General features: G+C 42.2%; 27 protein-coding genes and 1 tRNA gene. 2 read left to right on the top strand and 26 right to left on the bottom strand.

Annotated elements, in window-relative coordinates:
• Nucleotides 1-10: 10 nt before the first annotated feature.
• The 10 genes from ACN6KS_RS30095 to rpsF all read right to left on the bottom strand — a co-directional run bounded on the left by ACN6KS_RS30095 (nucleotide 11) and on the right by rpsF (nucleotide 10,019).
• On the bottom strand, nucleotides 11-928 hold the full coding sequence (locus ACN6KS_RS30095; RefSeq protein ID WP_440961072.1) for a DUF2232 domain-containing protein: 918 nt from the start codon (nucleotides 926-928) through the stop codon (nucleotides 11-13).
• A gap of 6 nt (nucleotides 929-934) precedes the next feature.
• Nucleotides 935-1,237 carry a MazG-like family protein gene (locus tag ACN6KS_RS30100; protein ID WP_170880353.1) on the bottom strand — a complete coding sequence of 101 codons (303 nt, stop codon included), beginning with the start codon at nucleotides 1,235-1,237 and terminating at the stop codon, nucleotides 935-937.
• A 213-nt stretch (nucleotides 1,238-1,450) separates the two neighbouring features.
• A complete protein-coding gene (locus tag ACN6KS_RS30105) occupies nucleotides 1,451-1,876 on the bottom strand; it encodes a CBS domain-containing protein (RefSeq protein ID WP_042193039.1) in 426 nt (141 codons plus the stop codon).
• 193 nt (nucleotides 1,877-2,069) lie between these two features.
• Nucleotides 2,070-3,110 carry an LCP family protein gene (locus tag ACN6KS_RS30110; RefSeq protein ID WP_179281570.1) on the bottom strand — a complete coding sequence of 347 codons (1,041 nt, stop codon included), beginning with the start codon at nucleotides 3,108-3,110 and terminating at the stop codon, nucleotides 2,070-2,072.
• A gap of 315 nt (nucleotides 3,111-3,425) precedes the next feature.
• Nucleotides 3,426-4,370 (bottom strand): D-alanyl-D-alanine carboxypeptidase family protein, encoded by a 945-nt coding sequence (locus tag ACN6KS_RS30115; RefSeq protein ID WP_440961073.1) that lies wholly within the window; start codon nucleotides 4,368-4,370, stop codon nucleotides 3,426-3,428.
• Between the two features lie 74 nt (nucleotides 4,371-4,444).
• On the bottom strand, nucleotides 4,445-6,175 hold the full coding sequence (gene opp4A, locus ACN6KS_RS30120; protein WP_440961074.1) for an oligopeptide ABC transporter substrate-binding protein: 1,731 nt from the start codon (nucleotides 6,173-6,175) through the stop codon (nucleotides 4,445-4,447).
• A gap of 201 nt (nucleotides 6,176-6,376) precedes the next feature.
• Nucleotides 6,377-8,332, bottom strand: a complete 1,956-nt coding sequence (locus tag ACN6KS_RS30125; protein WP_440961075.1) for an endonuclease MutS2 — start codon at nucleotides 8,330-8,332, stop codon at nucleotides 6,377-6,379.
• A 553-nt stretch (nucleotides 8,333-8,885) separates the two neighbouring features.
• Nucleotides 8,886-9,158 (bottom strand): 30S ribosomal protein S18, encoded by a 273-nt coding sequence (rpsR, locus tag ACN6KS_RS30130; RefSeq protein ID WP_036651767.1) that lies wholly within the window; start codon nucleotides 9,156-9,158, stop codon nucleotides 8,886-8,888.
• 21 nt (nucleotides 9,159-9,179) lie between these two features.
• On the bottom strand, nucleotides 9,180-9,686 hold the full coding sequence (ssb, locus tag ACN6KS_RS30135; RefSeq protein WP_036677780.1) for a single-stranded DNA-binding protein: 507 nt from the start codon (nucleotides 9,684-9,686) through the stop codon (nucleotides 9,180-9,182).
• A gap of 48 nt (nucleotides 9,687-9,734) precedes the next feature.
• Complete coding sequence (gene rpsF, locus ACN6KS_RS30140; RefSeq protein ID WP_036677776.1) at nucleotides 9,735-10,019, bottom strand: 30S ribosomal protein S6; 285 nt, start codon at nucleotides 10,017-10,019, stop codon at nucleotides 9,735-9,737.
• A 214-nt stretch (nucleotides 10,020-10,233) separates the two neighbouring features.
• Between rpsF and ACN6KS_RS30145 the strand changes: the two genes are divergently transcribed.
• A complete protein-coding gene (locus ACN6KS_RS30145) occupies nucleotides 10,234-10,431 on the top strand; it encodes a YjzC family protein (protein ID WP_042131720.1) in 198 nt (65 codons plus the stop codon).
• Between the two features lie 371 nt (nucleotides 10,432-10,802).
• Here ACN6KS_RS30145 and ACN6KS_RS30150 read toward each other — a convergent pair.
• The 4 genes from ACN6KS_RS30150 to ACN6KS_RS30165 form a co-directional block, all read right to left on the bottom strand.
• Nucleotides 10,803-10,893 (bottom strand) — tRNA-Ser (locus ACN6KS_RS30150).
• 43 nt (nucleotides 10,894-10,936) lie between these two features.
• Nucleotides 10,937-11,149, bottom strand: a complete 213-nt coding sequence (locus ACN6KS_RS30155; RefSeq protein ID WP_094869732.1) for a DUF951 domain-containing protein — start codon at nucleotides 11,147-11,149, stop codon at nucleotides 10,937-10,939.
• Nucleotides 11,149-12,177, bottom strand: coding sequence for a mechanosensitive ion channel family protein (locus ACN6KS_RS30160; protein ID WP_440961076.1), 1,029 nt, complete (start codon nucleotides 12,175-12,177; stop codon nucleotides 11,149-11,151). The genes ACN6KS_RS30155 and ACN6KS_RS30160 overlap by 1 nt, the downstream gene beginning before the upstream one ends.
• A gap of 15 nt (nucleotides 12,178-12,192) precedes the next feature.
• On the bottom strand, nucleotides 12,193-12,444 hold the full coding sequence (locus ACN6KS_RS30165; RefSeq protein WP_094876551.1) for a DUF3343 domain-containing protein: 252 nt from the start codon (nucleotides 12,442-12,444) through the stop codon (nucleotides 12,193-12,195).
• Between the two features lie 118 nt (nucleotides 12,445-12,562).
• On the opposite strand from ACN6KS_RS30165, the gene yyaC reads away from it, so the two are divergent.
• The gene (gene yyaC, locus ACN6KS_RS30170) at nucleotides 12,563-13,168 is read left to right on the top strand and encodes a spore protease YyaC (protein WP_094869729.1); all 606 of its coding nucleotides are present in this window, start codon (nucleotides 12,563-12,565) and stop codon (nucleotides 13,166-13,168) included.
• Here yyaC and ACN6KS_RS30175 read toward each other — a convergent pair.
• From ACN6KS_RS30175 to rpmH, 12 genes are all read right to left on the bottom strand, one after another.
• Nucleotides 13,143-13,643, bottom strand: coding sequence for a DUF4446 family protein (locus ACN6KS_RS30175; protein ID WP_094869728.1), 501 nt, complete (start codon nucleotides 13,641-13,643; stop codon nucleotides 13,143-13,145). The two genes, yyaC and ACN6KS_RS30175, sit on opposite strands and share 26 nt — an antisense overlap.
• A gap of 20 nt (nucleotides 13,644-13,663) precedes the next feature.
• Nucleotides 13,664-14,824, bottom strand: a complete 1,161-nt coding sequence (locus ACN6KS_RS30180) for an aminotransferase class V-fold PLP-dependent enzyme (RefSeq protein WP_094869727.1) — start codon at nucleotides 14,822-14,824, stop codon at nucleotides 13,664-13,666.
• A gap of 110 nt (nucleotides 14,825-14,934) precedes the next feature.
• A complete protein-coding gene (locus tag ACN6KS_RS30185; RefSeq protein ID WP_440961077.1) occupies nucleotides 14,935-15,777 on the bottom strand; it encodes a ParB/RepB/Spo0J family partition protein in 843 nt (280 codons plus the stop codon).
• Nucleotides 15,770-16,531, bottom strand: a complete 762-nt coding sequence (locus ACN6KS_RS30190; protein ID WP_094869725.1) for a ParA family protein — start codon at nucleotides 16,529-16,531, stop codon at nucleotides 15,770-15,772. Before ACN6KS_RS30190 ends, ACN6KS_RS30185 begins: the two co-directional genes overlap by 8 nt.
• Before the next feature lie 207 nt (nucleotides 16,532-16,738).
• Nucleotides 16,739-17,554 carry a nucleoid occlusion protein gene (noc, locus tag ACN6KS_RS30195; protein ID WP_094869724.1) on the bottom strand — a complete coding sequence of 272 codons (816 nt, stop codon included), beginning with the start codon at nucleotides 17,552-17,554 and terminating at the stop codon, nucleotides 16,739-16,741.
• A gap of 414 nt (nucleotides 17,555-17,968) precedes the next feature.
• Nucleotides 17,969-18,694 carry a 16S rRNA (guanine(527)-N(7))-methyltransferase RsmG gene (rsmG, locus tag ACN6KS_RS30200; RefSeq protein ID WP_440961078.1) on the bottom strand — a complete coding sequence of 242 codons (726 nt, stop codon included), beginning with the start codon at nucleotides 18,692-18,694 and terminating at the stop codon, nucleotides 17,969-17,971.
• A gap of 3 nt (nucleotides 18,695-18,697) precedes the next feature.
• Nucleotides 18,698-20,584, bottom strand: coding sequence for a tRNA uridine-5-carboxymethylaminomethyl(34) synthesis enzyme MnmG (mnmG, locus tag ACN6KS_RS30205; RefSeq protein ID WP_094869722.1), 1,887 nt, complete (start codon nucleotides 20,582-20,584; stop codon nucleotides 18,698-18,700).
• A 39-nt stretch (nucleotides 20,585-20,623) separates the two neighbouring features.
• The gene (gene mnmE, locus ACN6KS_RS30210) at nucleotides 20,624-22,000 is read right to left on the bottom strand and encodes a tRNA uridine-5-carboxymethylaminomethyl(34) synthesis GTPase MnmE (protein ID WP_280788006.1); all 1,377 of its coding nucleotides are present in this window, start codon (nucleotides 21,998-22,000) and stop codon (nucleotides 20,624-20,626) included.
• Nucleotides 22,001-22,108: 108 nt separating this feature from the next.
• Nucleotides 22,109-22,843: an RNA-binding cell elongation regulator Jag/EloR gene (gene jag / locus ACN6KS_RS30215; protein ID WP_042193066.1), complete on the bottom strand. Its 735-nt coding sequence runs from the start codon at nucleotides 22,841-22,843 to the stop codon at nucleotides 22,109-22,111.
• Nucleotides 22,840-23,709: a YidC/Oxa1 family membrane protein insertase gene (locus ACN6KS_RS30220; RefSeq protein ID WP_094869720.1), complete on the bottom strand. Its 870-nt coding sequence runs from the start codon at nucleotides 23,707-23,709 to the stop codon at nucleotides 22,840-22,842. The genes jag and ACN6KS_RS30220 overlap by 4 nt, the downstream gene beginning before the upstream one ends.
• Nucleotides 23,710-23,795: 86 nt before the next feature.
• Nucleotides 23,796-24,146 (bottom strand): ribonuclease P protein component, encoded by a 351-nt coding sequence (rnpA, locus tag ACN6KS_RS30225; protein WP_042193070.1) that lies wholly within the window; start codon nucleotides 24,144-24,146, stop codon nucleotides 23,796-23,798.
• 291 nt (nucleotides 24,147-24,437) lie between these two features.
• A complete protein-coding gene (gene rpmH, locus ACN6KS_RS30230) occupies nucleotides 24,438-24,572 on the bottom strand; it encodes a 50S ribosomal protein L34 (RefSeq protein ID WP_039295761.1) in 135 nt (44 codons plus the stop codon).
• Nucleotides 24,573-25,246: the final 674 nt, after the last annotated feature.

Consider the following 25,246-nt stretch of genomic DNA (forward strand, 5'->3'; position numbering starts at 1 on the left):
AACTCTCACCCTATCGTTTCGATTTCGTCACATACTCCCGCAGCGGGAAAGCAAGATCAATAATACCGATAATGCGTAGCGGCGGCAGCAAAATGACCGGTATTGCTAGCAAAATGGCAACCATCTTGTTCCATTTGCGTTCATGCGCCAGGAAGAAGAAAAATCCAATCGCCTGAATCATAAAGCCAATTCGCAGCAACGGCAGTAGATTGGCAGAAATCATGAGGATGTAATTATTCTCTGATCCTGAGAAGAAGAGCTGAAGAACCACACCAATCAAATAATACCAAATAAACGATCTCGAAAGTCTCCATTCACGAGCAGGCTTCATCTTAGGCACTGCATAATTCATGCTGTGCAGAATCGGACGAACAATAGAATGCGTAATGACAGCTATCATGAAAGAGCTTACGATTAGAGTCATTGGGATCATTTGAACCGTCATATGACTTAGCTTGTTTACATCCTCAGTCGTAAAACCAAGGTCCGTAAACAGTGGATTAGCGGTACCCAGATCAGACAGAGGCGAGTTAACCATCTGCAGGACATCGTTCACATAGGTAGACAAATCAAAATTAAATAACGCCGTACCGAGTAATAAGAGTACCAGGAATTCTCCAAGAATCGTAACTGTACCTGCAATCACGGTAGATACTGCTGAAGCATGTCTTTTATACCAACGTCCCATAACCAGAGCAGGTATTAAGAAATACGCCGCGATCAGCACATAAATAGGTGTAATCAGACCAACAATCAGCAACACCGGTAATACATGTAGAACAAATTGTTTGGTGTTCAGCGTAGTGAATAACACTACTGCCGGAACAATCATAAATAGGGTAGTGATGATGAGCAATGGAGTCGTTAAACTAAGCAGCAAAAGTAAGTACGCTACACTCCAAGCCACAGATGACCAGCGAAATTTCAACAGTATTCACCTCTTACGCATATGTTCTTCTAAAGCAGATATATCTTGATACCATTCTTCCAGTTGATGCCCTTCCTGCTTATGCTTTCTGAGCTTCTCGAGTAGCAAGTCATCTAATTGCCGATAAGGAATCCCTAGTCTGCGGCCCAAAATATAAGAGCTCATAATCAAACTAGCCAGGCTGTCCCCCACACGGGTAGTACTGCCTTCCCATAACGCTTTAAATAACCGAGAAACTTGGTCAATCACTTCTGTTTTTAACCATTCAATCACCTTGGCGCGTTTAGCTACATCCAGATCCTTCGGCACATTGGACACGTCTCTCTACCTCCGGCAAAAAGCTTTATTCTCAATTATAGCATAAAAAATTCCGTGTCACACAAGGGCGCCCCGCGCACCTTAAGTATGCTTCAACAAGGGATGAACTAGTACTTCTTACATTTTTAAAAAAGACCTGCTTTCCGTTATCGCCGGAAATACAGGCCTTGTTCCGATTGCTTCTATTACCGCGAATAAATTGGGCTATAATGACTCTTGTGATTGTTTTGATACAAATTTCTCACAATATTCTATGACTTGACTCCGGCGAACGATGCCAATAAACCGGTTCATATCATCGACTACAGGAACAAAGTTCTGTACCTTAGCCAAATTAATCAGATCTTCCATATCCGCATCAATCGAGACAGGTCTGTTATTCATTCTTAACGGCAAATCTTTAAGCAAGAATTTTGAAGCGTTCTCGAAAGTAACCTTGCCCTCGGATTCCTTCATATACCAGAGCAGATCACCCTCTGTAACCGTACCAGCATATTCTCCATTTCGGTTAAGAATAGGGACAGCAGTATAACGGTGATACTCCATCCTCTCCAACGTTTGGCGTAGCGTTGAATCGATCGTTACGCAAGCGACTTCCTGTTTCGGAAGTAAAAAAAATGCAATATTCATCTCTTGATCCTCCTCAAAGAGTTCCGAAGGAATTACGGTTCTTTAACTTCCTTTTACTGCCATGCAAAATTATTAATACGTGGCAGCTTAATAATAGTTCCAATACATTATAGCATGAAGACAGTAAGCAGCAGCCATAAGAATGTGAATGGCTGCTGCAATTAATTATATGAGTTTGAACTCCACTTTAGAATTATTGCGTAACTGCTGTTGATTTAGGCTCCAGTGCATTACTTGCTTTTCCCGGCTCAATTAGCTGATCTACAGGTGTTGCCGCACTCATCCAGTTGTCGATCATCGCCTTAGCTTCACTCAAATCCTCTTCATCAACGATATCATAATAAACACCATCCATACGTTTACCTTCGCCCATGACTGTGAAGCTTGAGATATCCATGCCTTTTCCGCCCATGAATTTTTTGGCTAGACTGATGATCATCGAAGGCTCTATATCAGTTTTGAAATTATCTCCCATAATATCCAACAACTTCGGAATGTTGCCAATTTGACTGATGGATAACATTTTATTTGCTACGACATCAATAAAAACCTGTTGACGTTTGGTACGGTTAAAGTCACTATCCTCACGATAACGCGTATAGTTCAGTGCTTCTTGTCCGTTATAAAGCGACTTGTTAGCTTCAATTGTAAACTTTTCATGATCCTTACCTTTGTTCACAATGTCTTTCTTAATCGGCAGCGGAACGCCTCCAATAGCATCTACAGCATCCTTGAGTCCTTGGAAATTTATTGTCGCATAATATTGAATATCATGACCAAGCAGTGCTTCTAGGGAATCCTTGGCCATCTGTTGCCCCCCAAAAGCATAGGCATGTGTAATCTTATCCTTTTTATTATCCTTATGACCTATAATTTCTGTATACGTATCACGCGGAATAGAAATAAGCAGGATCTTATAGTCCTCAGGACGAACAACAGCGTACATCATGGTATCTGAACGTGCCGTTTCATTATCACGTTGATCGGTACCTAAGAGCATGATTGAGAACGGATCGCTCTTGTACACAACCGGTTCTGGCTTAACCTTGTTATCATCCTTGAGTGGCTGGTAAGATTCTTCCTTTAGCTTAGTTTCAACCCGATCAGACAAAAAGAGGTCGAAGGCTAATACAGCCAGGGAATTCCGAAACAGAAAGCCTCCCGCTATAATAACAACGAGAACAATGAGGGCGATATATCTTTTCTTTATTTTTTTCATCTTTGATTGCTTCATTTTTGATTCCTTCTTTATTGTAGAATAATTGCTTGCCATATATATAATGCTTCCTGAATCTTTATCAGGCAGTCATGACTTTATTTCTCACGGCGATCAACTGTCCCTTATTCCATTATCTTATTGTCCCCCCTTTCAGGAAATTCAGGTCATTCAAAATTATAGAAAAAAAGTTTTTGGCGGCTCTAAAATAATGTGGACTAAAACAATATTTCTATTGTAATCACTAAATGGATAAAAAGAAACCACAAATAACGACATGAATAGGGAAAAAGCACCAAACCAAGTAATAAATACTGGTATGGCGCTCCGACTTTAGTTCCTAATTGTGAGCGGATTCATCATATGTTTAACCCGATCTCCGGATTGTAAACCACGAAAAAATCCGTAATCAAATAATTTTGCTGCACCTTCAAATCGGCTCTCATATGTCTTTGCCCCCATAACAACTGCAATAAGCCTATGCCCGTCCCGCTGAGCCGAGCCTGCAATGCAGTATCCTGCCCGGGTATTGTGTCCAGTCTTTAAACCATCTGTACCCTCATAAGCGTAAATGCCACCCATAGCTGGCAACATGAAATTGCTATTACTTACATATAACCCCTTATCCTTCAAATGCATTTGTGTACGGCTGGAAATATTGAGAATATCCGGATGATGATAGATTAGTGCGGCAGCCAGTTTAGCGGTATCACGAGCTGTCATCATTGTCTCACCGCTGATATGCATATTCGGATCAGTGAAACCAAGATCCTTACCTGATAGTCCCGTTGCATTAGTAAATATTGTGCGAGTAGATAAACCTAGACTACGTGCCTTGTCGTTCATCATGAGCACAAAAGAGGCTTCTGAACCAGCCATATACTCTGCCAATGCAACAGTAGCATCGTTCGCAGAATATATAGTGACTCCTTCAAATAATTCCCTTATAGTATAGAATTCTCCCCGCTTCAATGAGAGACTTGTGCCGCCCATTTTACTTGCATAGGCACTAATTGGGACTCTATCCTCCCATCTAATCATTCCAGAGGAGATTTGATCCAGCACAATCATTTCTGTCATTAATTTAGATACACTGGCCGGTGGCATGGGTACATCACCATTAATATCCACCCATATATCTCCGGTATCCATATCTAGAAGCACTGCTGATTCCGCGTCAATATTCGGTTTAAAACCAAGCCCTGTTGGCCTCCATACCGCAATCAAGACAACGACTAATACAGCTGCGATTGCCCCCACTACTATCCGTCTCTTCATCGTCGTCATCCTCCATACTATATATGACGAATGAAACTACAATTTGATTTCACTTTTCACAAAAAATTATTATTTTATTTTTCGTCCTCTTCCTTAATCCACCATTTATAAGGGTCTATAATCGTACTGATAGAATTCACACGAACGCCCTGTAGGCGCTTATTTACTGGAACAATGGCTTTTCGTTCGGCAAAAAAGATCATAGGTACCTCTTCATTAACCAGCTTCTGCCACTCATAATATATTTCTTTACGATAATCCATGTCGTATGCCTTCATACTTACGCCTTCACGAATCAGCTCTTCATTCCGCTCTGAAGACCAACGTGGATAGTTCCATAGATCATTTTCTCTCCATAGACCTGTTGGATCGGGATCACTCGCAAGCCCCCATACTCCGTAAAAGAGTTCAATTGACGGATCGTCGGCTTCCACTGCGTCGTAAAAGTTGTGGAATTCCTTTAATGCTCCACCGTTTAGCTGTACATCTAGTCCAACATCACGCCAATTTCTTAAAATAGCTTTGGCACGTAGCTCTGCTGTTTGACTGCCTAGCATAGAATCAAAATGGATCTTCAGCTTCTGACCCTTTGGGTCTTCCCGTAATCCATCACCGTCTAGATCCAAGAACCCGGCAGCATCCAGCAGTTCTTTAGCCTTAGTAGGATTATAAAGGTAAGTATTAATCTCAGTATCAGGAATCTTCGCCCAGCTAGTGCTAGATATTGGAGTCTCTATAGGCTCAGCTAGACCGTGGGAATATGCTTTAATGATTCCTTCACGATCTAAAGCATAATACATAGCTTGCCGTAATCTTTTATCTTTAAATTTAGGGTTATCCATTACAATTTTTTCGGTTTTCGTATCCCAATGCCCGAACTTAAAACCTATATATTCATAGCCCAGCTCAGCAGTTTGCAGGATGTTTACATTCTCCAGTTTATTTAGATCATCATAAGCATCACGAGGGGCTGACTCTATATCGATTTCTCCTGTTTGAAAGCGTTCAGTCACTTCCTTATCGTCAAATGCCTTATACACTATCCCATCCAATAGGGCTTTGCCCTTATAATATTGATCAAAACGTTTCATTTCTACCCTCTGGCCAGGCTGAATATGTTCAACCTCAAAAGCACCAATGCCTATAGGAGATTTTCGCATCTGGTCACTTTCAGGCATATCTTTAACAGCAATTCCAGTATAGTATTTTTTATTCATCGGATAGGGCCACAGACTATCGATTGTGTTTACCCGTGCAGCCGTTACAGTTATTTTCAAAGTATAAGGATCTATGACCTTCAATCCCGATATGCTCTTCGCTTCTCCCTCATGATAGGCTTCTGCACCCTGAATCATTTCAACACTATAATAATGCGAGCCCGTATAATCTGGACTAGCAATCGTTTCAATTGCGAATTTCCAATCCTCTACCGTTAATTCATCACCATTATGCCAACGGATGCCCGGTTTAATTTTAAAGGTAAATACTTTATGATCATCAGATTCCTGCCAAGAGGCGATATTAGGAACCGTCACTAGTTCATCATTTACCTGAAACATCGGCTCAGTAATAAACTCCAGCACATGAAAATCATCTTCCCCTTCATAAAAAGCAGGCTCAAACAAACCCGTAAATGGTGAGGAGAATCCGTAGGTAACTACTCCACCAGCCTGTGGCTTATCGTCTACTAAATTATGGCGCGAAGATAATGGATTACTGCTGGAAGTTGCCCTACTACATGCTGACAATAAAGTTGCCATCACGAGCAGCGTTAACAACAACCTGCATATTTTCTTATTATTCATGTGTTTCTTCCCTTCTCTAGTTGAACATATATCTACATATAAGCTATGGAATATAAATAGTTTTACTGTAACAAAGTTTTTCTGGCGTTACAATAACTTCTAAGCCCTAGGCCTTTACTCCTGCTTGAATTTCACATATTTCGTTATATCTAAAAAAAAGACCTGTCTTTTGGACAGATCTTCATTGCATTTATTCTTCCATTATTCTTCCTCTCTATGCGTAATCCTTAGACCCTCAACATGTTTACGCTGCATCAATTTGCGCTTTTTACGAGTATCTTTACTCTCAAAAATAATATCAAAGTCATACTCCTCCGGATATAACTCCTCTTTTGAAAGGTATGGCTTCAACCGCTTATGGTTAATTCTCAGCTTTTGCTTCTGGATCATCACGCCAACCATTCCTAAATGATCTCTCTTCTCATACACGATCCCTGTCCGGCCGAGTGAAGTTACCACAACTGCATCTCCAATTTCAAATTGGACGACCAGCTTCTCCTTGCTGCTGACGGATGGAGTAACCTCCTCTTCTGTGTTGTCATTTGCCTCTACGGCGTGCTTAACATGCCCCTTCTCTCCCTCTTTGCTAAAAAAACTTCCCCAAGCCTCACCGCCGCCTTTCTGCAACCTTTGTTGCTGCGCCTCTACGATTTCCCATGATCGCTTGATAACGTTATCCTGTATCCCCAGCTTCTTTGCAATTTGCAGCGCGTAACTCTCCCCCGCTTCTCCAATCGTTAATCGATACAACGGCTGTAGTGTTTCTTTGTCGAATTCCATTCTTGCGTTTTGAAAGCCAGTCGTTGCAGCAGCAAAGGCTTTTAACTCATTAAAATGTGTGGTAACAATAATATTTGCCCCTTTACGGCTCAGCTCTTCCAGAATCGCGATAGAGAGCGCAATGCCTTCCCCGGGATCCGTACCAGCCGCCAGCTCGTCAATGAGCAGCAGCACACCTTTAGATGCATCTCTCAGCATCCCCTCAATACTCTTCATTTGCGCCGAAAACGTACTAAGTGATTGTGCCAAACTTTGTCCGTCGCCGATTACACTGATCACATCTGTAAAAATAGTAAATTCGCTGCCCTCCTCGACCGGAATTAACAGCCCTGATTGAGCCATGATCGTCAGTAGCCCCAGTGTCTTGAGGACTACAGTTTTGCCGCCTGTATTCGGACCTGTAATAATGAGGGATTTATAGCCCTTACCCACCTCCAAATTGATCGGAATCATCCCCTTCAGCATGGGGTGTCTGCCTCCGTTCATCTTAAGAAATCCTCTCGCGTTCAGAGTAACAGCAGATGCCCCCAGCGTTCGCGCATATTTAGCTTTGGCAAAAATAAAATCATAGGTGCCCGTAACCTCAATATTAAGCTGCAGTGCGGTCTGTTCCTGTTCTATTAAGCTAGTTAGCATGCTGAGGATTACAGCTTCTTCTCGCGCCTCTTCTCCTAATAGTAAATCAAGCTCTATCTGGAGGGCAGCGATCTCGTCTGGTTCGATAAACACCGTCTGTCCACTTGTGGATTGATCAAGAACAGATCCTTTTATTTGCTTATGATATTCTCGTTTTACGGGGATAACATAACGCCCACCCCGCTGGCTGTAGATATTCTCCTGTAAAATCGATTGATGGCGTGACATAATTCCGTCGATTTTTTTATGAAGACGTTCTTTAGCCACTACAATCCGTTTACGAACTCGCTCTAACCCCTTACTTGCCCCATCGTCAATCGCACCAAAACGGATACAGCGATCAATAGCCTCCCTCACGTCATTTAACTCCATCAGCGAGGATGCATATGCTGCAATCCGTGGAGCACTCTGTTCTTTAGAGGCCATATATTTGCGCAGTTGACTACAGCTCTTAAGAAATGTAGCAACCGCAGTGAAATCTTGCTCACTATACAAATATCCAGTCCCCATTAAGGACATAATCCACTCAATGCCTTCTAATGAAGGAATGGGTACACTCGATCCTCGTTCCAGCAGTTCTTTAGCTTCAGAAGTTTCCTCCATTGCTCTTTGAATCGTCGGCAGAGAGGTCATTGGTATAAGCTCTCCTACAGCTTTTTTCCCTACATAAGATACTGCATGACGACCAAGTTCAGTTTTAATAATTTCGTATTCCAATGTGCTTAAGCTTTGTAAGTTCACAGCAAATCCTCCTTCAAATCTCTATTATTGGCTTAGACCTAATTCTCCCTAACGCAAAGAAGGGCAAAGAATGCCACTATGGCAGTCCTTGCCCTTCTTTTTATGCTGATGCCCCCTATGGTTCTAAGGCTCCCGAAATTGAAAACAGGTGCCGAAAAACAAAAAAACCGTGCATAAGAGCACGGTTAATTACAAAGAGAACAACAGCCGTAAAGAGGCCATTTGACGCTTCGTGTGTTCTTAACTAAATCATCCACCCGTAAGGAACAACAGACTGCTGCGTAATACGAACGCAAATAAAGCACGTAATCGCCTCATGACGAGCCTGCTAAAGTCTTCCTAATCAAGTGTTATGAAATTGCTAGTTAAGAACGTTCACCGACATCAAAATTTCCCCTTTAGTTATAGGATAGCTGTAATTTAACACATAACAGTGCCAACGTCAAACGATTCCACACCCAAATGATTTAATTTCATGCTTACCGCACTAATAATGCTTCCTTTTCTGCATACAAAAAAGCAGCCGGTTTCCCGACTGCTTTTATAAAACGTCCTATTCCGTTGTGTAAGGAAGCAACGCGATTTGACGCGAGCGTTTTACAGCAATGGTAAGAGCGCGTTGGTATTTTGCACTAGTACCTGTTACACGACGTGGCAAAATCTTTCCACGTTCGCTGATGAACTTCTTAAGAAGTTCGGTATCTTTATAATCAATGTGAGTAATCTTGTTCACAGTGAAAAAGCAAACTTTTTTACGCTTGTTGCGTCCACCACGACGTGCCGGTCTTTTGTCGTTGTCGGCGCCTTCTCTTGGTTTAAAAGCCATATTCTTTTCAGTCCTTCCTAATTAAAATGGCAAATCATCATCCGATATATCAATCGGTTTACCATCGCCCGAAAAAGGATCTTGAGTATTGTTGTTACGCGAGAAATTATTGTTGTTATTTCCGCGTCCAGCGTTACCACCGCCACCATATGCTGGCTCTTCAGGCATACTACTTGCACCACTTGAAGTATTTCCACCTTCACGGCTCTGTGAAGATTCCAGGAAACGAACATTATCAGCAATAACTTCAGTTACGTATACACGTTTGCCTTCGTTATTCTCATAATTCCGCACTTGGATGCGTCCTTCCACTGCTGTCAGACGACCTTTGCGCAAGTAATTGGCACAGGTTTCTGCTAGCTGTCTCCAGGTTACAACCGGGATGAAGTCTGCCTCACGTTCACCGTTCTGGCCCGTAAAGTTACGATCTACGGCTAGCGTAAATTGCGTTACGGCAACACCAGCGGGAGTATAACGAAGTTCCGGGTCACGGGTCAACCGTCCGATCAAAATGATACGGTTCAACAATTCTGGTCCCCTCCTTTAGAGCGATTCATTACAAAGCTTGTCAAGATCTTAAGCAACGTCGTTCGTAATGAGATAACGAATAACTTCGTCAGAAATCTTCATAAGACGTTCTAATTCAGTAACTACTGCAGGTTCTGCATTGAAGTTAACCAAAACATAAACGCCATCACGGAATTTCTTGATCTCATACGCAAGACGGCGTTTACCTTGCACTTCGTGCTTTGTAATTTCCCCGCCATTGGAGATGATGCCTTGGAATTTATCGACTGCTGCTTGAACGGCTTCTTGTTCAATGTCAGGACGAATAATGTACATCACTTCATATTTGCGCATAATTTTCACCTCCTTATGGTCTGAGGCCCCTAATCACGTCAGGAGCAAGGAACGAGCACAAACATAGACTCGCACCTGATTAATATACCAAAATCAACAGCAGAGTGCAAGCAATATTAATACAGGACAATCCATCACCCTCTTTTTACATGAAAAAAACACTACCTGCGCACAATAATTACGAATTCATCTACATTAAAAAGGAGGAATAATAATGGGTGAGAAGACGGAATATGAAGAAGGCGACAAAGCCCCCAATCCAGGCATGTATACAGAGGTAGGCGAAGCGCGAAGCTTCCATACTGAGATTTCAAATCCACAGCACATCAAGATGGAAAAAGGGGACACCTTTCCTGAGACCACCAACAAAAATCGGAAGTGGAAAAAGGTTGAAAAGGCACGGGTACATTAATTGAAAAATAAATGTGTATAAAAAAATCGATAATACACATACTATACTCAGGCAGTACAAAAGAGAGGTGTGGTTCCGTTGGCCGTCGTAGACGAACACAATCACAGGAGATCTGATTCAGCATCTATTGTAAGCTGGGAAGAGTAGTGGGTTATTGCCTTAAAAAAGCATTAGCCTCAGCAACGCCTAATTCACTTTAGTCGCTATAAACAGAGAAATTCCAAACATCATTGATGTACTGCCTCCTGAAGAAGGACCCGAAAGGGGCCTTCTTTTTGTGTTGTATAGAATTCGTTTATAGGCTATTATAGACACAAAAAAACCTCCGTTGCAGGAACGAAGGATTCATTAAAGGTTATATTATGCTGAAGTGGCGGAGAGGGTGGGATTCGAACCCACGCACGCTTTGACACGCCTAACTGATTTCGAGTCAGCCCCCTTGGGCCTCTTGGGTACCTCTCCGCAGCAAAAATAATTGTATCATGCAGACATGCCATTTGCAAGCTTAATTATTGTCTGTATTTTCCTCCAAAGAACGCAGTACCTTCTTCATATTCTTCTCGAATTTGGCACGGGGAATCAGGACACTATGCTGACAGCCTGTACATTTTATTCGGATATCCATCCCCATGCGAATAATTTCCATTTCATTAGATCCACAAGGATGCTGCTTCTTCATTTGTACTATATCCCCAAGCTGAAAAACTTTACGTTCCACTATTCTTCCCCCTCTTCTCCTTCTTGTGCAGCTGCGATTTGCCGTCTTGATCCAGTGTTTGCCGACCCTGTAACTTCTAGTGCATGTTCAGTTTTTGCAAGATCTATTTCAGCCTTCGCCTTTGCTTCTGCTTTCTTACGTGCTTCCTCTTCCGCTTGAGCCTGTTCCAGTGTGTTCTGTTTCTCTAGTGCCTGTTTGATGTCGTTTTGAATTTGTCTTTCCGCTGCATCTCTTGCATTAGGAGCACAACTGGCTGCTATACGAATCACATATTCCGAGGTACTCATGGACTGTATACCGAGCACATTAGGGTAAGCAAGCACATTGGAGTTGCGCTCTTCTATTCCTTTTAGCGCCTCGGCAATTAATCCTAACGTAGCTTCCAAGCTTCGCTCCATTTTAACAGGAACATCAACTACAGCCAATGCATTGGAAAGAGAATAGTTCGTCACATTCGTAATTAGTCCATTAGGGATAATAAATACTTCTCCGGTAGCACTAAGAAGTCTTGTTGTTCGTAATCCGATTAATTCAACAGTTCCTTTATAAGTACCTGTCTGAATCACATCACCCACTGCAAATTGGTCCTCCAAAATAATAAAGAAGCCGGTAATAACATCCTTCACCAGACTTTGTGCTCCAAAACCTATTGCAAGACCGAGAACACCCGCTCCGGCCAACAAGGGTGCTAAGTCGAAGTGGAACTCTGAAAGAACGAGCATGATCATCACAAAATTACAGATAACCGTTACTACATTTTTCATCAATTCCCCTACCGTAGTAAATCTTCGCGTGTTAGAGAGAATTCTGCCACCAGTTTTACGCTCAAGCGAACGATCAATAATATTAGAAACAATCTTAATGATAACCCTCGTTAAGAGGAAAATAATAAGAATTCGCAAACTCGCAAATAAGACATTAGCCCACATATCAGCATCGGTAAACCAATTCCACACCTTATCTTTAAAACGTAAAGCATCTTTTACAGCATCACCGGGAGTAGCAGCCTCCAATATCCACCTATCCATATCGTGTATTCCTCCCTACCTCTCAATCAGTATGTAGTTCTCGTTGTGTTTTCCGTAGATACCGCGAATCTCGATATTCTGCTCAGTTACAATCCTCTGCACCTCTACCAGCGCACTTGGATAAAACTGAATCGATATCGCGCACCCTGCCGTGATCTCTTTCGGGGTCGGGAATATATCAATCTCAATTTCTGCATATTCAAGCAACATTTCAGCACGAAGCGCCTGCTGGGTAGAGTCAAACGCGATCAACATCTCTTCTTGCATTTACGTTACGCCTCCCATAGGTTTATCGTCCTATCTCTTGCCGTTGTAGTATAAAACCCCTCTTCTATCCATATACTAGATACCATCAAATAGAATCAGCCTCAGAAAGGAAGATAGTATGAATTTTCCATCCAAAGCTACATCAGCGCAAGAAACATCCTGTTTAAAAATATCACATACCGATCCCGATATCTATTCTGCTATTACACACCGACTACTTTTCCATTTTGCACGTACACGCCCTGAGACACAGATTGTCGTCATTTGTGTGGGTACAGACCGATCCACAGGAGACTCTCTTGGTCCTTTAGTTGGTACTGCATTGTCACGTTTTCATAGTCCGCTGTTTCATTTATATGGAACGCTTGAAAATCCTGTCCATGCCGTTAATCTTGAGGAAACTTTGACCCTAATCAATGAAAAATATAGCAACCCTTTTGTCATCGGTATAGATGCTTGTTTAGGTCACTCTACTAGCGTGGGCTGTATCCAAGTTGTTGAAGGACCTCTACGACCGGGCGCTGGCGTAAATAAACAATTGCCGCCGGTAGGTGATATCCATTTGACAGGAATCGTTAATGTCGGCGGCTTTATGGAGTATTTCGTATTACAGAACACGCGATTAAGTTTAGTGATGCGATTATCTGATATTATAGCGACAAGTCTATATTCTGCCTTAAAGCAATGGAATCTTCATGCTAGGTCCGCTGCAACGCGAGAGTAACGACTTCTTTTTCTTCAGGTGATAGCACATATTGTGATTCACCATTCTGCATAGGTTTAGAGTAAATGTAAGAATTCTCACGATTATGAAGACTGGTTAATACAATGCCACTGCTGTTGTCATCCAGTATAGCGACTGAGAAACTCAGATCATTGCCACGTTCACCAAAGGCATTATAACGCTTCAGCGCAATATTGGACTTCATGCCACGCATTCTAGTTTGAGTTGCTTCTAATACGGATTTTTGCTCACGTTGTTCTTCTTCCAGCATGTCGCTTTGGTTCTTCAGATCAATTAGAAGGCCTTCCAGATCCTCCACACCGTTCCCAGCCATCATGGCCTCATATTTACGCCGCATAGCACGCAGCTTAGCCCCCTGGGCGATCACAGTGATTACCAGCACCAACATAATTACTGTAAAACCAAACACAAACCACTGCAACTGTTCACTAATTAATTGATTTAATTCAGACATGAATGGACCATCCTTTTTATTCATCTGCTGCGGGCATTGCCATATAACTCATCCATAGCAGCCAGCATTCTGCTTATATTATGCTCTGTCGTATCTACACCTACACTCGCCCGAACAGCACCACTCTCTAGCGTATCAACTGCCTTATGTGCCAAAGGGGTACAATGCATACCTGCTCTAACCGCTATTTTATAATCACGATCTAGACGGTGAGCGATATTCGCTGACTCTTCTCCATCCACCACAAACGATACAATACCCGTTCTTGGAGCGCCTAGTGAGGGTCCTAATAGTCTAATGCTCGGGATGTGAGACAAACCCTCCATTAGCCTTTGAGTTAACGCCCACTCTCTCTCATGAATAACGCTCATCCCTAAAGATTGTACCTTTTGAACACCTGCTAGTAAACCGGCAATCCCTACCGTATTTTGCGTCCCTGCTTCATACCGATCTGGACGAACATTGGGCTGTTCGCTATTTTCCGATTGACTACCTGTCCCTCCATACATTAAGGGTTCAAGATCCAATTCAGGTGATATATAAAGTCCGCCGGTTCCTTGTGGTCCAAGTAGTCCTTTATGCCCCGGAAATGCCAATAAGTCTATATTCATTTTTTTAACATCAATATCAAGTGAACCCGCGCTTTGAGCTGCATCTACCAGAAATACGGCGCCATGAGATTTAACGATATCGCCAATATCGTTAATAGGCAGTATGCTTCCAAGTAAATTGGAGCTATGATTGCAAATGACCAGTTTGGTGTTTAAGCGAAAAGCATTTTCGAGTTCTAGTAAATCCAATTGTCCTTCACGATCTACTTTTAGATAGTCCACTTTTATCCCTAGAGTCTTACGCAAGTATTCCAGCGGCCGTCTCACAGAATTGTGTTCTGTCATGGTTGAAATCACGTGATCTCCCGCTTTAAGCGTCCCTCTGATCGCCATATTTAAACTCATCGTAGTATTATGGGTAAAAGCTATATCTTGCGCATTAGATACACCGAACAACTTAGCCAGCGCACTCCGTGTTCTTACTAACACTCGGCCGCTTCCTATCGCTAGCGAGTAATTCCCTCTACCAGCATTCGCTCCTGACTGCAGAGCATTCATCATCGCAGCTGCAACCTCTGGTGGTTTAGGCCATGAGGTAGCGGCATGATCCAGATATACGAAGTCTTCCATAACCTCGCTCCTCGTCTATTACCCTTTTTTAATCAACTTACTCAAAAAAACATACCCCTAATTATCCGATTAAGGATATCTCAGGATATGTTCTTAGCATAGATACCCATTTAGTTACCCAATAATTCCAACAATCTTTCTAAATCCTGAGTACTGTAGTAATTCAGTTCAATCTTCCCTTTTTCCTTACCCTGTTTTATTTTCACCGTTGTTTTAAAACGTTCACGCAATACTTCCTCTACATTATCAATATAGGGATCACGTTTAACAACTTTCACTTTAACTCCATTTGCAGGTTTACGGTCTAAGTTCTTCACTGTTTCTTCTAATTCTCTGACGCTCCACTGTTGTTCCACGCATTGTTTGGCCAGTTGTTTAATCACTTCTGGATCCTTTAAAGCAACAATCGCCCGTGCATGCCCCATTGACATTGTTCCACGTGAAACATATTCTTTTACTTCTTCAGGTAAAGAAAGCAATCTCAGGAAGTTGGCGATATGTGATCTGGACTTTCCCACCTTAAGCGAGAGTTCTTCCTGCGTAAGTGAAAATTGATCCATTAGGCCTTGGTAAGCCACAGCAATTTCCATTGCATTTAAGTTCTCACGTTGTAAGTTCTCGATTAATGCAATCTCCATGACCTGTTGATCACTAAGATTTCTAACGACTGCTGGAATTGTAGCTTTGCCACAATATTGCGAGGCCCGGAATCTGCGTTCGCCGGCAATGATCTCATACCCCTTCAATACGCTACGAACAATGATCGGCTGGATCACGCCATGTTGTCTGATCGATTCTGCTAGTTCTTGAATGGCCTCTTCATTAAAATCTTTGCGCGGTTGATATGGATTAGCCCGGAGTTGAGCTAAAGGGATCTCAACTACCTTATCATCTTCATTAATTGATAAAGAAGGGATTAGCGCATCCAGACCTTTTCCTAAACGTTTACTCATAAGAAATCACTTCCTTTGCCAACTCTAAATACACTTCTGCTCCTTTAGAGCGAGGATCATAAGTAATAATGGATTGCCCATGAGACGGCGCCTCACTTAACCGGACATTCCGAGGAATAATCGTTCTATATACTTTTTCTTGGAAATACTTCTTAACCTCTTCTATCACTTGAATTCCCAGATTGGTACGGGCATCAAGCATAGTCAATAATACTCCCTCTATCTTCAGATGCGGGTTGAGATTTTTTTGTACCAGACGAACGGTGTTTAATAGCTGACTTAAGCCCTCAAGCGCATAATATTCACATTGGATCGGGATGATTACCGAATCCGCTGCAGTAAGGGAATTGATCGTCAAAATTCCCAGGGAAGGCGGACAATCGATGATAATATAATCATAATTATTTTTAACCGCATTTAGCGCCTTCTTTAGCTTTAGCTCTCTGGAAATCGTTGATACCAACTCGATCTCCGCGCCTGCCAATTGAATCGTCGCCGGAATGATATGCAGCCCTTCATTTTGAGTTTCCAGTATGGTTTCTAGAGGATTTACCTCATTTATAAGAATGTCATATATACAATTCGCCACGTCAGCCTTGTTGATGCCAACGCCGCTAGTAGTGTTACCTTGAGGATCGATATCAACTAGAAGCACTCTTTTTCCTAATGTAGCCATACCGGCACCTAGGTTCACGGAGGTTGTTGTTTTACCGACACCGCCTTTTTGATTTGCTATGGCAATAATCTTGGACACTTATTTCACCTCGAATAGTTAGGAAGAATCTTCTCGTAGATCGCAAGTACAAATGTTCCTGACGCTGATGTAGCGTCACACTTTATGAAGAATATAGACAACTTTTGAATACTGAAACTCTAAATTATAAGTTTTGCCAACATCCCGGTTATAGCCACACAAAAGGCGGCCAATCACCTCAGGGCCGCCTTCAGCTTTTGAAACAATTTATCTTTTGGGGATTTGGATTACAATCTCGTAATGGTCACCGCGGTCATTTTCTGACGTTTTGATTTCCATTCCTGAGCCTGTCACCATATCAATAGATTGACGAATTGTATTAAGAGCTAGACGAACATCCTTGGTATAGGAAACCCGTTTTGACTTTTTAGTTTGTGAGACTTGTTTGTAGAAAGCAATACGAGCTTCTGTTTGTTTAACATTTAATCCTTTTGCAATGATCTCTGCTAACACTTTCAGCTGCATCTCCACACTATCTAGCGATAATAATGAACGTGCATGTCTTTCGGAAATCTTGCGCTCCATCAATGCCATCTTAACCTCTTCAGGCAAATTGAGTAAGCGAATTTTATTAGCTATGGTAGACTGACTTTTACCTAATCGTTGCGCCAAGCTTTCTTGCGTCAATTGATGAAGATCAATTAACTTTTGATAAGCTACAGCTTCTTCAATGGAGGTTAAACCTTCACGCTGTAAGTTTTCTATAAGCGCAATGGATGCGGCCTGTGAATCATTGAATTCACGAACAATGGCTGGAATCGTCTCTAAACCAAGTTTTTTAACCGCTCGCCAGCGTCGTTCACCTGCGATGATTTCGTACACGGAATCGCGCATGCGTACAACTATGGGTTGAATGACACCATGAGTTTTAATCGTCTGGCATAACTCATCGATTTTTTCGTCATCGAATATAGTCCGTGGTTGGTAAGGACTGCTAATGACCTCATGAACTGGTATTTGTTTGATTTCTTCTCCGCTGCTCCGCTCGTTAAATCCAAATAGCTTGGTAAATTGTTCTTTCATTCCGTTCATAACCACCTAATTTCGTTATAGTACGATCTTCTTGACCTTCTTTTCGGAAAGCGTATCGTACAGCAATAAAAAACATTCTGATATTATGAAATCACCTGCTACTATCAGGCATCATAATCTCTCCTTCTTTCGAACAAGAGTACAGAGAAGGAGTTATATACAAAATTAAAAGTCTACTATGCTATTCTATCACTTTTCTCTACATAATCATATTCTCCGTAAAGACCTATTTTTCCTGCATTTTCATAATGATAACAGCCTTATAAACATATCAATTTAGTTTATCTTTTAATTAATGTTCATTAGAGATCGCTATCGCAATTCCCCACAAAAAAAGGTCATCCCCTTTTAAGATAGAGGATGACCTTAAATATATTTACCTATGCCAATGTTTCACGTGAAACATTATTTGATAAGTGGTGTTTTGGCAGGAATTCCCGCTTTTCGTGGGTACTTAGCAGGAGTAGCACCTGTCTTACGAATAATGACAATATGTCGCGCCGACTCTTCCACAGGCAAGCTGAAAGACTCCACTTTACTAAGTTGAGCACGAAGCTCTTTTAAACTGTACTTCGCCTCACTTAATTCTTCTGATGGATCGCTCCCCTTCATGGCAGCGAAAAATCCATCCTTACGTGAAAAAGGAAGGCAGAATTCATTCAACAAGGATAATCTTGCCACTGCACGTGCGGTCACCAAATCATAAGCATCACGATGCTTAAATTGCCGGGCAATATCTTCCGCACGACCATGAATCAATTGCACATCCGTTAATTTTAACGTCGTACAGACATGCTGCAGAAAAGAGATTCGTTTACTCAATGAATCAACAATCGTAAGCTTCAAATGTGGAAAACAAATTTTAAGCGGAATCCCTGGGAATCCTGCTCCCGATCCAATGTCTGCCAAATTGTTTATCTCATTGATATTAATGAAAAAAGCTAGCGAGATCGAATCATAAAAATGTTTCGTGTAAACCTGCTCACGCTCTGTTATTCCGGTAAGATTCATTTTTTCATTCCAGGATACGAGTTCTTTATAGTAGAGATCAAATTGCTTCAATTGTTCCGCTGTAAGTGTAATCCCTCGTTCCTGTAAAAGCTGTGTAAATTGTAGTTCCGTATTATCCATAGATTATCCTTTCGCCGCGGTTACCCGGTTGTAATGCTCAAGATATACGAGAAGAATAGAAATATCTGCAGGTGTGACCCCTGCTATCCGAGAAGCTTGACCGATAGAGATCGGGCGAATCTTAGTCATCTTTTGCCGCGCTTCCATCGCTAATCCATGAATCTCATTATAGTTAATGTCATCCGGAATTTTCTTCTTTTCCATCTTTTGCAGGCGCTCCACATGTTGAAGCTGTTTTTCGATATATCCGGCATATTTAATTTGAATTTCCACTTGTTCCTTCATCTCTGCGTCTAGCATTTCGGGTGATGGTGAAACTTGATCTACAAAGCTATAATCAAGCTCCGGACGACGCATTAGAACAAGCAAATTGCTGCCATCTACTATAGGCGCCGATTCATATTGTGCTAGAATATCATTTACCTCAACAGGTTTAACCTTTTTCTCTTGTAGGCGGACAATTTCACGTTCCACCCGTTCCTTCTTGTCTACAAAGTTATCGAAACGCTCTTGAGTGATCAAACCAATATCATAACCGATAGGTGTAAGTCTTAGATCTGCATTGTCATGACGGAGCAGCAAACGATATTCCGCACGTGAGGTTAGCAGACGATACGGTTCATTAGTCCCCTTAGTCACCAGATCATCAATGAGTACACCAATGTATCCCTGTGAACGATCTAAGATTACGGGTTCTTTGTCTTGCACTTTGCGCGCTGCATTAATTCCAGCCATTACACCTTGGCCAGCCGCTTCCTCATAACCGGAAGTACCATTGATTTGTCCAGCAGTGAACAGACCTGGTAGACGTTTAGTTTCAAGAGATGGCCATAGCTGTGTAGGAACCATTGCATCATATTCAATAGCATAGCCGTTACGCATCATCTCTACCTTTTCCATACCAGGGATGGAACGCAAAATCGCTAGCTGTACATCCTCCGGAAGACTAGTCGACAGACCTTGTACATAGTATTCCGATGTATTTTTTCCTTCTGGCTCTAAAAAGATCTGATGCTTAGATTTATCACTAAATCTTACTACTTTATCTTCAATTGATGGGCAATAACGTGGACCTGTTCCTTCAATAATACCCGTAAACATCGGCGCACGATGAAGGTTGTCATTAATAATCTGATGAGTAACCTCAGAGGTATAGGTCAACCAACAAGGTAGCTGTTCATTGTTGGATGATTTCGTCTCAAACGAAAAGAATTTAGGCTCATCGTCGCCCGGTTGAATTTCTGTCTTCGAGAAATCGATCGTATCACGATGTACACGTGGTGGTGTACCTGTCTTAAAACGCACCAATTCAAAACCAAGCTCCCGCAAATTCTCAGATAGCTTCACTGATGGCTGCTGATTGTTAGGTCCGCTCTCATACGTCAGTTCACCCATAATCACTTTACCCCGCAGGTAAGTACCTGTGGTCAAAATAACGGTCTTACTATGGTATTCCGTTCCTGTCTTCGTAACTACACCCACACAACGTCCATCCTCAACGATTAGACGCTCAACCATGCCTTGACGAAGCGTTAGGTTAGGCGTTTTTTCCATGGTTTCTTTCATTGCATGTTGGTACAGAAACTTATCCGCTTGTGCACGCAATGCATGCACCGCAGGTCCCTTCCCTGTGTTAAGCATACGAAGCTGAATAAATGTCTTATCTATATTACGGCCCATTTCTCCGCCTAGCGCATCAATCTCACGCACTACATGTCCTTTGGCTGGTCCGCCTATGGACGGATTGCAGGGCATGAATGCAACCATATCCAGGTTAATTGTAATCATCAATGTGCTGCAGCCCATCCGTGCTGATGCTAAAGCCGCTTCACAACCGGCATGACCGGCGCCAATGACGATTACGTCATAGTTGCCTCCATCATAACTCATGTCCTGTTTCCCCCTAATTGTTATATTAAAATGTAAAGCTTATTTTCCTAAACAAAATTGCGAGAATATTTGGTCTAACAACGAGTCCGCTGCTGTATCACCAATAATTTCACCCAGCTGTTCCCATGCTAGCCGTACATCGATTTGAATCATATCAATCGGTATATACTGTTCCGCCGCATCGTATGCATCTTGTAGTGATTTATAAGCTTTTTTGAGCAAGGCAATATGTCTCACATTACTTACATATGTCAAGTCACCCGATTCCAGCTTTCCACCAAAAAAGAGTGTCGAAATGGCATCTTCAAGTTTGTCTAGACCTTCCTCTTCCAGAACGGACATCGGTACGATGTTGGACTCCTCAAAGTACGAGAGCAACTTATCCTTATCCAGTTTGGGTGGTAAGTCCATTTTATTCATGATCACTAGGCATTGTCTACCGTGGATTTGTTCCATCAATGCCAATTCGTCCTCATGCAGCTCTTCGTTAGCATTTAACACAAGTAGAATCAGATCCGCATCACTAACTGCCGCCTTGGAACGTTCTACGCCAATCTTCTCGACTACATCCATCGTTTCACGAATTCCCGCCGTATCAAGCAACTTAAGCGGAATGTTGTTTATCGTTATATATTCTTCGATGACATCACGTGTTGTTCCAGGAATATCTGTTACAATCGCTTTGTTATCACGTGCTAACGCGTTTAATAATGAAGATTTACCAACATTGGGACGACCAACTATAGCTGTCGTTATCCCCTCACGAAGAATTTTTCCTTCATTAGAAGTCTTAAGAAGCTTTGTGATTCCTTCCATCACTTCACTGCTTTTATCTTTAATAAATTCAGCTGTCATGGATTCTACATCGTGCTCTGGATAATCTATATTCACTTCGATATGAGCCAGCATCTCAATAAGTGTATGACGCAAAGCATGAATTCGATCCGACAAGGATCCACTGACCTGCTTTAAAGCCACCGAAAACGCGCGATCCGACTTCGAGCGAATGAGATCAATAACCGCCTCAGCCTGTGATAAATCTATACGTCCACCCAAGAAAGCACGCTTGGTGAACTCACCCGGCTCGGCTAACCTTATCTCCTGCTGAAGAAGTAAATCCATCACCCTTCTTACAGAAATTACACCACCATGAGCACTGATCTCTACTACATCCTCAGTAGTAAAAGAACGCGGACCCTTCATTACGGTTACAAGTACTTCTTCCAGCTTCTCCCCGTTATCCGGACTAACGATATGCCCATAATGAACGGTATGCGATTCCGCTTCAGTTAACGGAACTCGGCTACGAAACAAAGGAGCCACTTGGGAAATAGCCTGTGGGCCACTTACCCGAATAATAGCAATTCCTCCCTCGCCTAATGCCGTTGATACGGCAGCAATGGTGTCACTAAGCATGCTGTTTTTCACCCCAAAACCTGTATTTTTTGATTATAAACGGTCTTATATTTTTAAAAAAGCAATGACCCCTTACATTGGTCAAGGAGTCATTGCATCATATAGTCTTTACTTCAAAGTTATAACGACGCGGCGATTTGGCTCTTCGCCCTTACTAAGGGTATTCACTTGCCGATGATCCTGTAATCTGGAGTGAATAATTTTCCGCTCCTGAGGTGACATCGGTTCCAGTACTACCTCTTTACGAGTCCGAATGACACGACTGGCTAAACGATCAGCCAGCTCTTCGAGAGTTTTTTTACGCCGCTCACGGAAGTTCTCCGCATCTAGCACAAGCCGTATAAAACTGTCGGAGTAACGATTAGCTACGATATTAGCCAAATACTGCAGAGCATCGAGAGTTTGTCCTCTTCTACCAATCAACAGTCCCAAATCTGGACCTGATATCTGCAGAATCGTGGATTCCTTGGTGTGGACGATTTCTACTTCCACTTCGAGCCCCATGCTCTTAGCGACATCCACAATGAAATGAACGGCTTCTTGGTAAGCTTCCTCCACCGGTTGTCCGGAATCTTGGCGTGGCACACCGCCGTTAGCCTCCTGTTTGCTCTCTCTGGTTGACTGCTGAGGCAGTGACGGAGCACTCGCCGCTGATGCCGGTGCGGCTTCGGCTATCAAGGTTAACTCAACCTTGGCACCTTTCGCACCGATCAATCCCAGGAATCCTCTTGATGGCTGCTCAAGTACGTTGACCGTTACCCGGTCCTTTTGAACTCCAAGCTGGGTTAGTCCCCGTTCTACAGCTTCTTCAATGGTTTTCCCTGTTGCGACGACTTTGCTCATTTTGACTTTTTGGCTCCCTTCGATGACTTGTTGCCGCTTTTGCTCTTCGGAGCAGGGCTTGAGTCATCTGTACTTTTCACAGCACTTGCGATTGCCAATTTGTGTTTATCATTGTTGCGATATAAGAAATAGTTCTGAACAATAGTGTAAATGTTACTGTATACCCAGTACAGCGGCAATGCTGCTGGGAAGTTGTAGGACATAACGAAAATCAGAACTGGATAAATCATCATCATGAACTGCATTGGCCCTTGTTGTTGCATCGGGTTCATTTTAGTCATCATTCTGGTTTGTATAAATGTTGTTAATGCTGCTAGCACCGGTAAGATAAACAGATGATCCGGCTTACCTAGCTCCAGCCATAAGAAGGAGTGCTCCCGTAGATGTGGATTATAGTAGATCGAGTTGTAGAGAGCGATAAAGATAGGCATTTGTACGATCAGCGGTAAACAACCCGCCATTGGATTAACCTTATTCTCTTGGAACAAACGCATCGTTTCTTGCTGCACCTTTTCAGGTGTGTCTTTATATTTTTTCTGGATCTTTTGGAGTTCCGGTTGAATGGCTTGCATTGCCCGCGAGCTCTTCACCTGTTTAATCGTAAGCGGAAGAATCAACGTGCGGACAATAATAACCATCACAAGTACGGCTAAACCATATTCTCCGTTAAACCAATCAGCAAACTTGTCCAAGGCAATGGCGAAATAATACACTACATTACTTTGCCAGAAGCCTCCATTCTTTAAATCCTCCGTAGTGTGCGTAACAGCAGCTGACGGAGCACATCCCGACAGAACAGCTAACGACAACACCATCACTGTGATGAGGAGAAACCATTTTCCCCGTCTAGTCTTCATTAGAGACACTTCAAAACCCCTCTCTTGAACATTCCATTCCACCGTAAATCATACCATAATTATGAATACAAATAAACAAGCCTCTTATGCGTCCTTTATTTGCGGGAAGCCTTGAGTAGCTTGGCTTTGCGCAGTACATGCAGCACGCTTTTTTCGAGCTCTGCGTATTCCATGGAAAGTGCTCCTTTTCTTACGATAAACACCATATCGAGTCCACCTGCGATTTCAGGTTCATGATGACGAACGATTTCCTTCACCAATCTTCTCATTCGGTTACGGACAACCGCGTTTCCAACCTTCTTACTGACCGATACCCCAACTCTAAAACGCTCTACCTCTTTTTTGCTAAACCAATACACTACAAATTGATGATTCGCAAAAGACTTCCCATGGCGGTATACACGACTGAAGTCGGCACGGTTTCGTAATCGTAACTTTTTGTGCACGGGAATCTCCTTCATAAATCCGGTTAAAAGAATCCTTCCGAATTTTTTTCTTCTAATAGTATAGTCATTTGGATGTCGCTATAAACGACCGCGACTACAACGCTGAAATTTCCCTTCTATATTATAGAAAGAAAAATATTCTCAACTTCTCACAAAATAATTCTGTATATACGTTAAATAGCCCCGCAAAGTGTAGCTAGCGCATTAAGCGAGATCCTAGTCGTTTGCAGAGCAAAAAATAATAAAAAGCAGTAAAAAAAGACCACCGGAGTGGTCCCTTAGTGGCCTAACTTACGCACTCAAAACTTTTCTGCCTTTCAAGCGGCGAGCTGCCAGCACTTTACGGCCGTTTTTCGTGCTCATTCTTTTACGGAAACCGTGAACCTTCTTACGTTTGCTCACATTTGGTCTAAATGTCGGTCTCATAATTGCACCTCCCTTACAGGAACTTAATTACTGTCATATAAGCAGAAACGGTCTAAGCCGTCCTTATAGTAGGGACAGTATCTACATGAATCATCAATTAATTATCGAGACATATCCTTACAGAAAACACCTTTATATATTTAAACATATTTTATGCGCAAAAGTCAACCTACTGCTGGCTCCAGAGCCTCCCTCTAATTTAAGCTGCTTGTCCACAACTCCCATTAGAAAAAAAAGTAATCCACAAGATATGACAGTTATCCACCTGTGATCAAAAAATAAAGTCGACTACTCACAGATGAGCACAACCTGTGTATAAAATTATCGAAGCTTTGGCGTAAGTTGTCGAACCGTAAACAAATTATCAACAATATGTAGTGGTGTTCTTAATAATTGTACACAAGTGCTTGAATTTGTGGATAAAATAGCCCTGCTCATTGAAAAATAAGGGGCGTTTTGCTATGATGGTATTACTTTTGAATGTGAATAGATTTGTTTGTTCTCTTAATTATCAACAAGCTGTGGATAAAGTTGTGAACAAATCAAATTTATCCATATTTTTTTGTCTCTTCATATTGCCTACTGGGGATAAATATCAGCACCAACCTATTTTCTTCGACATTTCCACTTCATGGCTGATGCCACATTTGGAAGATTTAAAGGAGTGACAGTCT

It is taken from the genome of Paenibacillus nitricinens (assembly GCF_052056485.1).
GTDB classification, from domain to species: Bacteria; Bacillota; Bacilli; order Paenibacillales; family Paenibacillaceae; genus Paenibacillus_AQ; species Paenibacillus_AQ nitricinens.

Excerpts from the sequence above, each read along its gene's own strand:
- rpmH (WP_039295761.1), bottom strand. The coding sequence starts at position 24,572 with ATGAGACCGACATTTAGACCAAATGTGAGCAAACGTAAGAAGGTTCAC.
- ACN6KS_RS30185 (WP_440961077.1), bottom strand. The coding sequence starts at position 15,777 with ATGAGTAAACGTTTAGGAAAAGGTCTGGATGCGCTAATCCCTTCTTTA.
- ACN6KS_RS30175 (WP_094869728.1), bottom strand. The coding sequence starts at position 13,643 with ATGTCTGAATTAAATCAATTAATTAGTGAACAGTTGCAGTGGTTTGTG.
- ACN6KS_RS30110 (WP_179281570.1), bottom strand. The coding sequence starts at position 3,110 with ATGAAGCAATCAAAGATGAAAAAAATAAAGAAAAGATATATCGCCCTC.
- yyaC (WP_094869729.1), top strand. The coding sequence starts at position 12,563 with ATGAATTTTCCATCCAAAGCTACATCAGCGCAAGAAACATCCTGTTTA.
- ACN6KS_RS30160 (WP_440961076.1), bottom strand. The coding sequence starts at position 12,177 with ATGGATAGGTGGATATTGGAGGCTGCTACTCCCGGTGATGCTGTAAAA.
- ACN6KS_RS30165 (WP_094876551.1), bottom strand. The coding sequence starts at position 12,444 with ATGCAAGAAGAGATGTTGATCGCGTTTGACTCTACCCAGCAGGCGCTT.
- rpsR (WP_036651767.1), bottom strand. The coding sequence starts at position 9,158 with ATGGCTTTTAAACCAAGAGAAGGCGCCGACAACGACAAAAGACCGGCA.
- opp4A (WP_440961074.1), bottom strand. The coding sequence starts at position 6,175 with ATGAATAATAAGAAAATATGCAGGTTGTTGTTAACGCTGCTCGTGATG.
- rsmG (WP_440961078.1), bottom strand. The coding sequence starts at position 18,694 with ATGGATAATACGGAACTACAATTTACACAGCTTTTACAGGAACGAGGG.
- noc (WP_094869724.1), bottom strand. The coding sequence starts at position 17,554 with ATGAAAGAACAATTTACCAAGCTATTTGGATTTAACGAGCGGAGCAGC.
- ACN6KS_RS30145 (WP_042131720.1), top strand. The coding sequence starts at position 10,234 with ATGGGTGAGAAGACGGAATATGAAGAAGGCGACAAAGCCCCCAATCCA.
- rpsF (WP_036677776.1), bottom strand. The coding sequence starts at position 10,019 with ATGCGCAAATATGAAGTGATGTACATTATTCGTCCTGACATTGAACAA.
- mnmE (WP_280788006.1), bottom strand. The coding sequence starts at position 22,000 with ATGCTTAGTGACACCATTGCTGCCGTATCAACGGCATTAGGCGAGGGA.
- ACN6KS_RS30105 (WP_042193039.1), bottom strand. The coding sequence starts at position 1,876 with ATGAATATTGCATTTTTTTTACTTCCGAAACAGGAAGTCGCTTGCGTA.
- ACN6KS_RS30180 (WP_094869727.1), bottom strand. The coding sequence starts at position 14,824 with ATGGAAGACTTCGTATATCTGGATCATGCCGCTACCTCATGGCCTAAA.
- jag (WP_042193066.1), bottom strand. The coding sequence starts at position 22,843 with ATGAGCAAAGTCGTCGCAACAGGGAAAACCATTGAAGAAGCTGTAGAA.
- mnmG (WP_094869722.1), bottom strand. The coding sequence starts at position 20,584 with ATGAGTTATGATGGAGGCAACTATGACGTAATCGTCATTGGCGCCGGT.
- ACN6KS_RS30115 (WP_440961073.1), bottom strand. The coding sequence starts at position 4,370 with ATGAAGAGACGGATAGTAGTGGGGGCAATCGCAGCTGTATTAGTCGTT.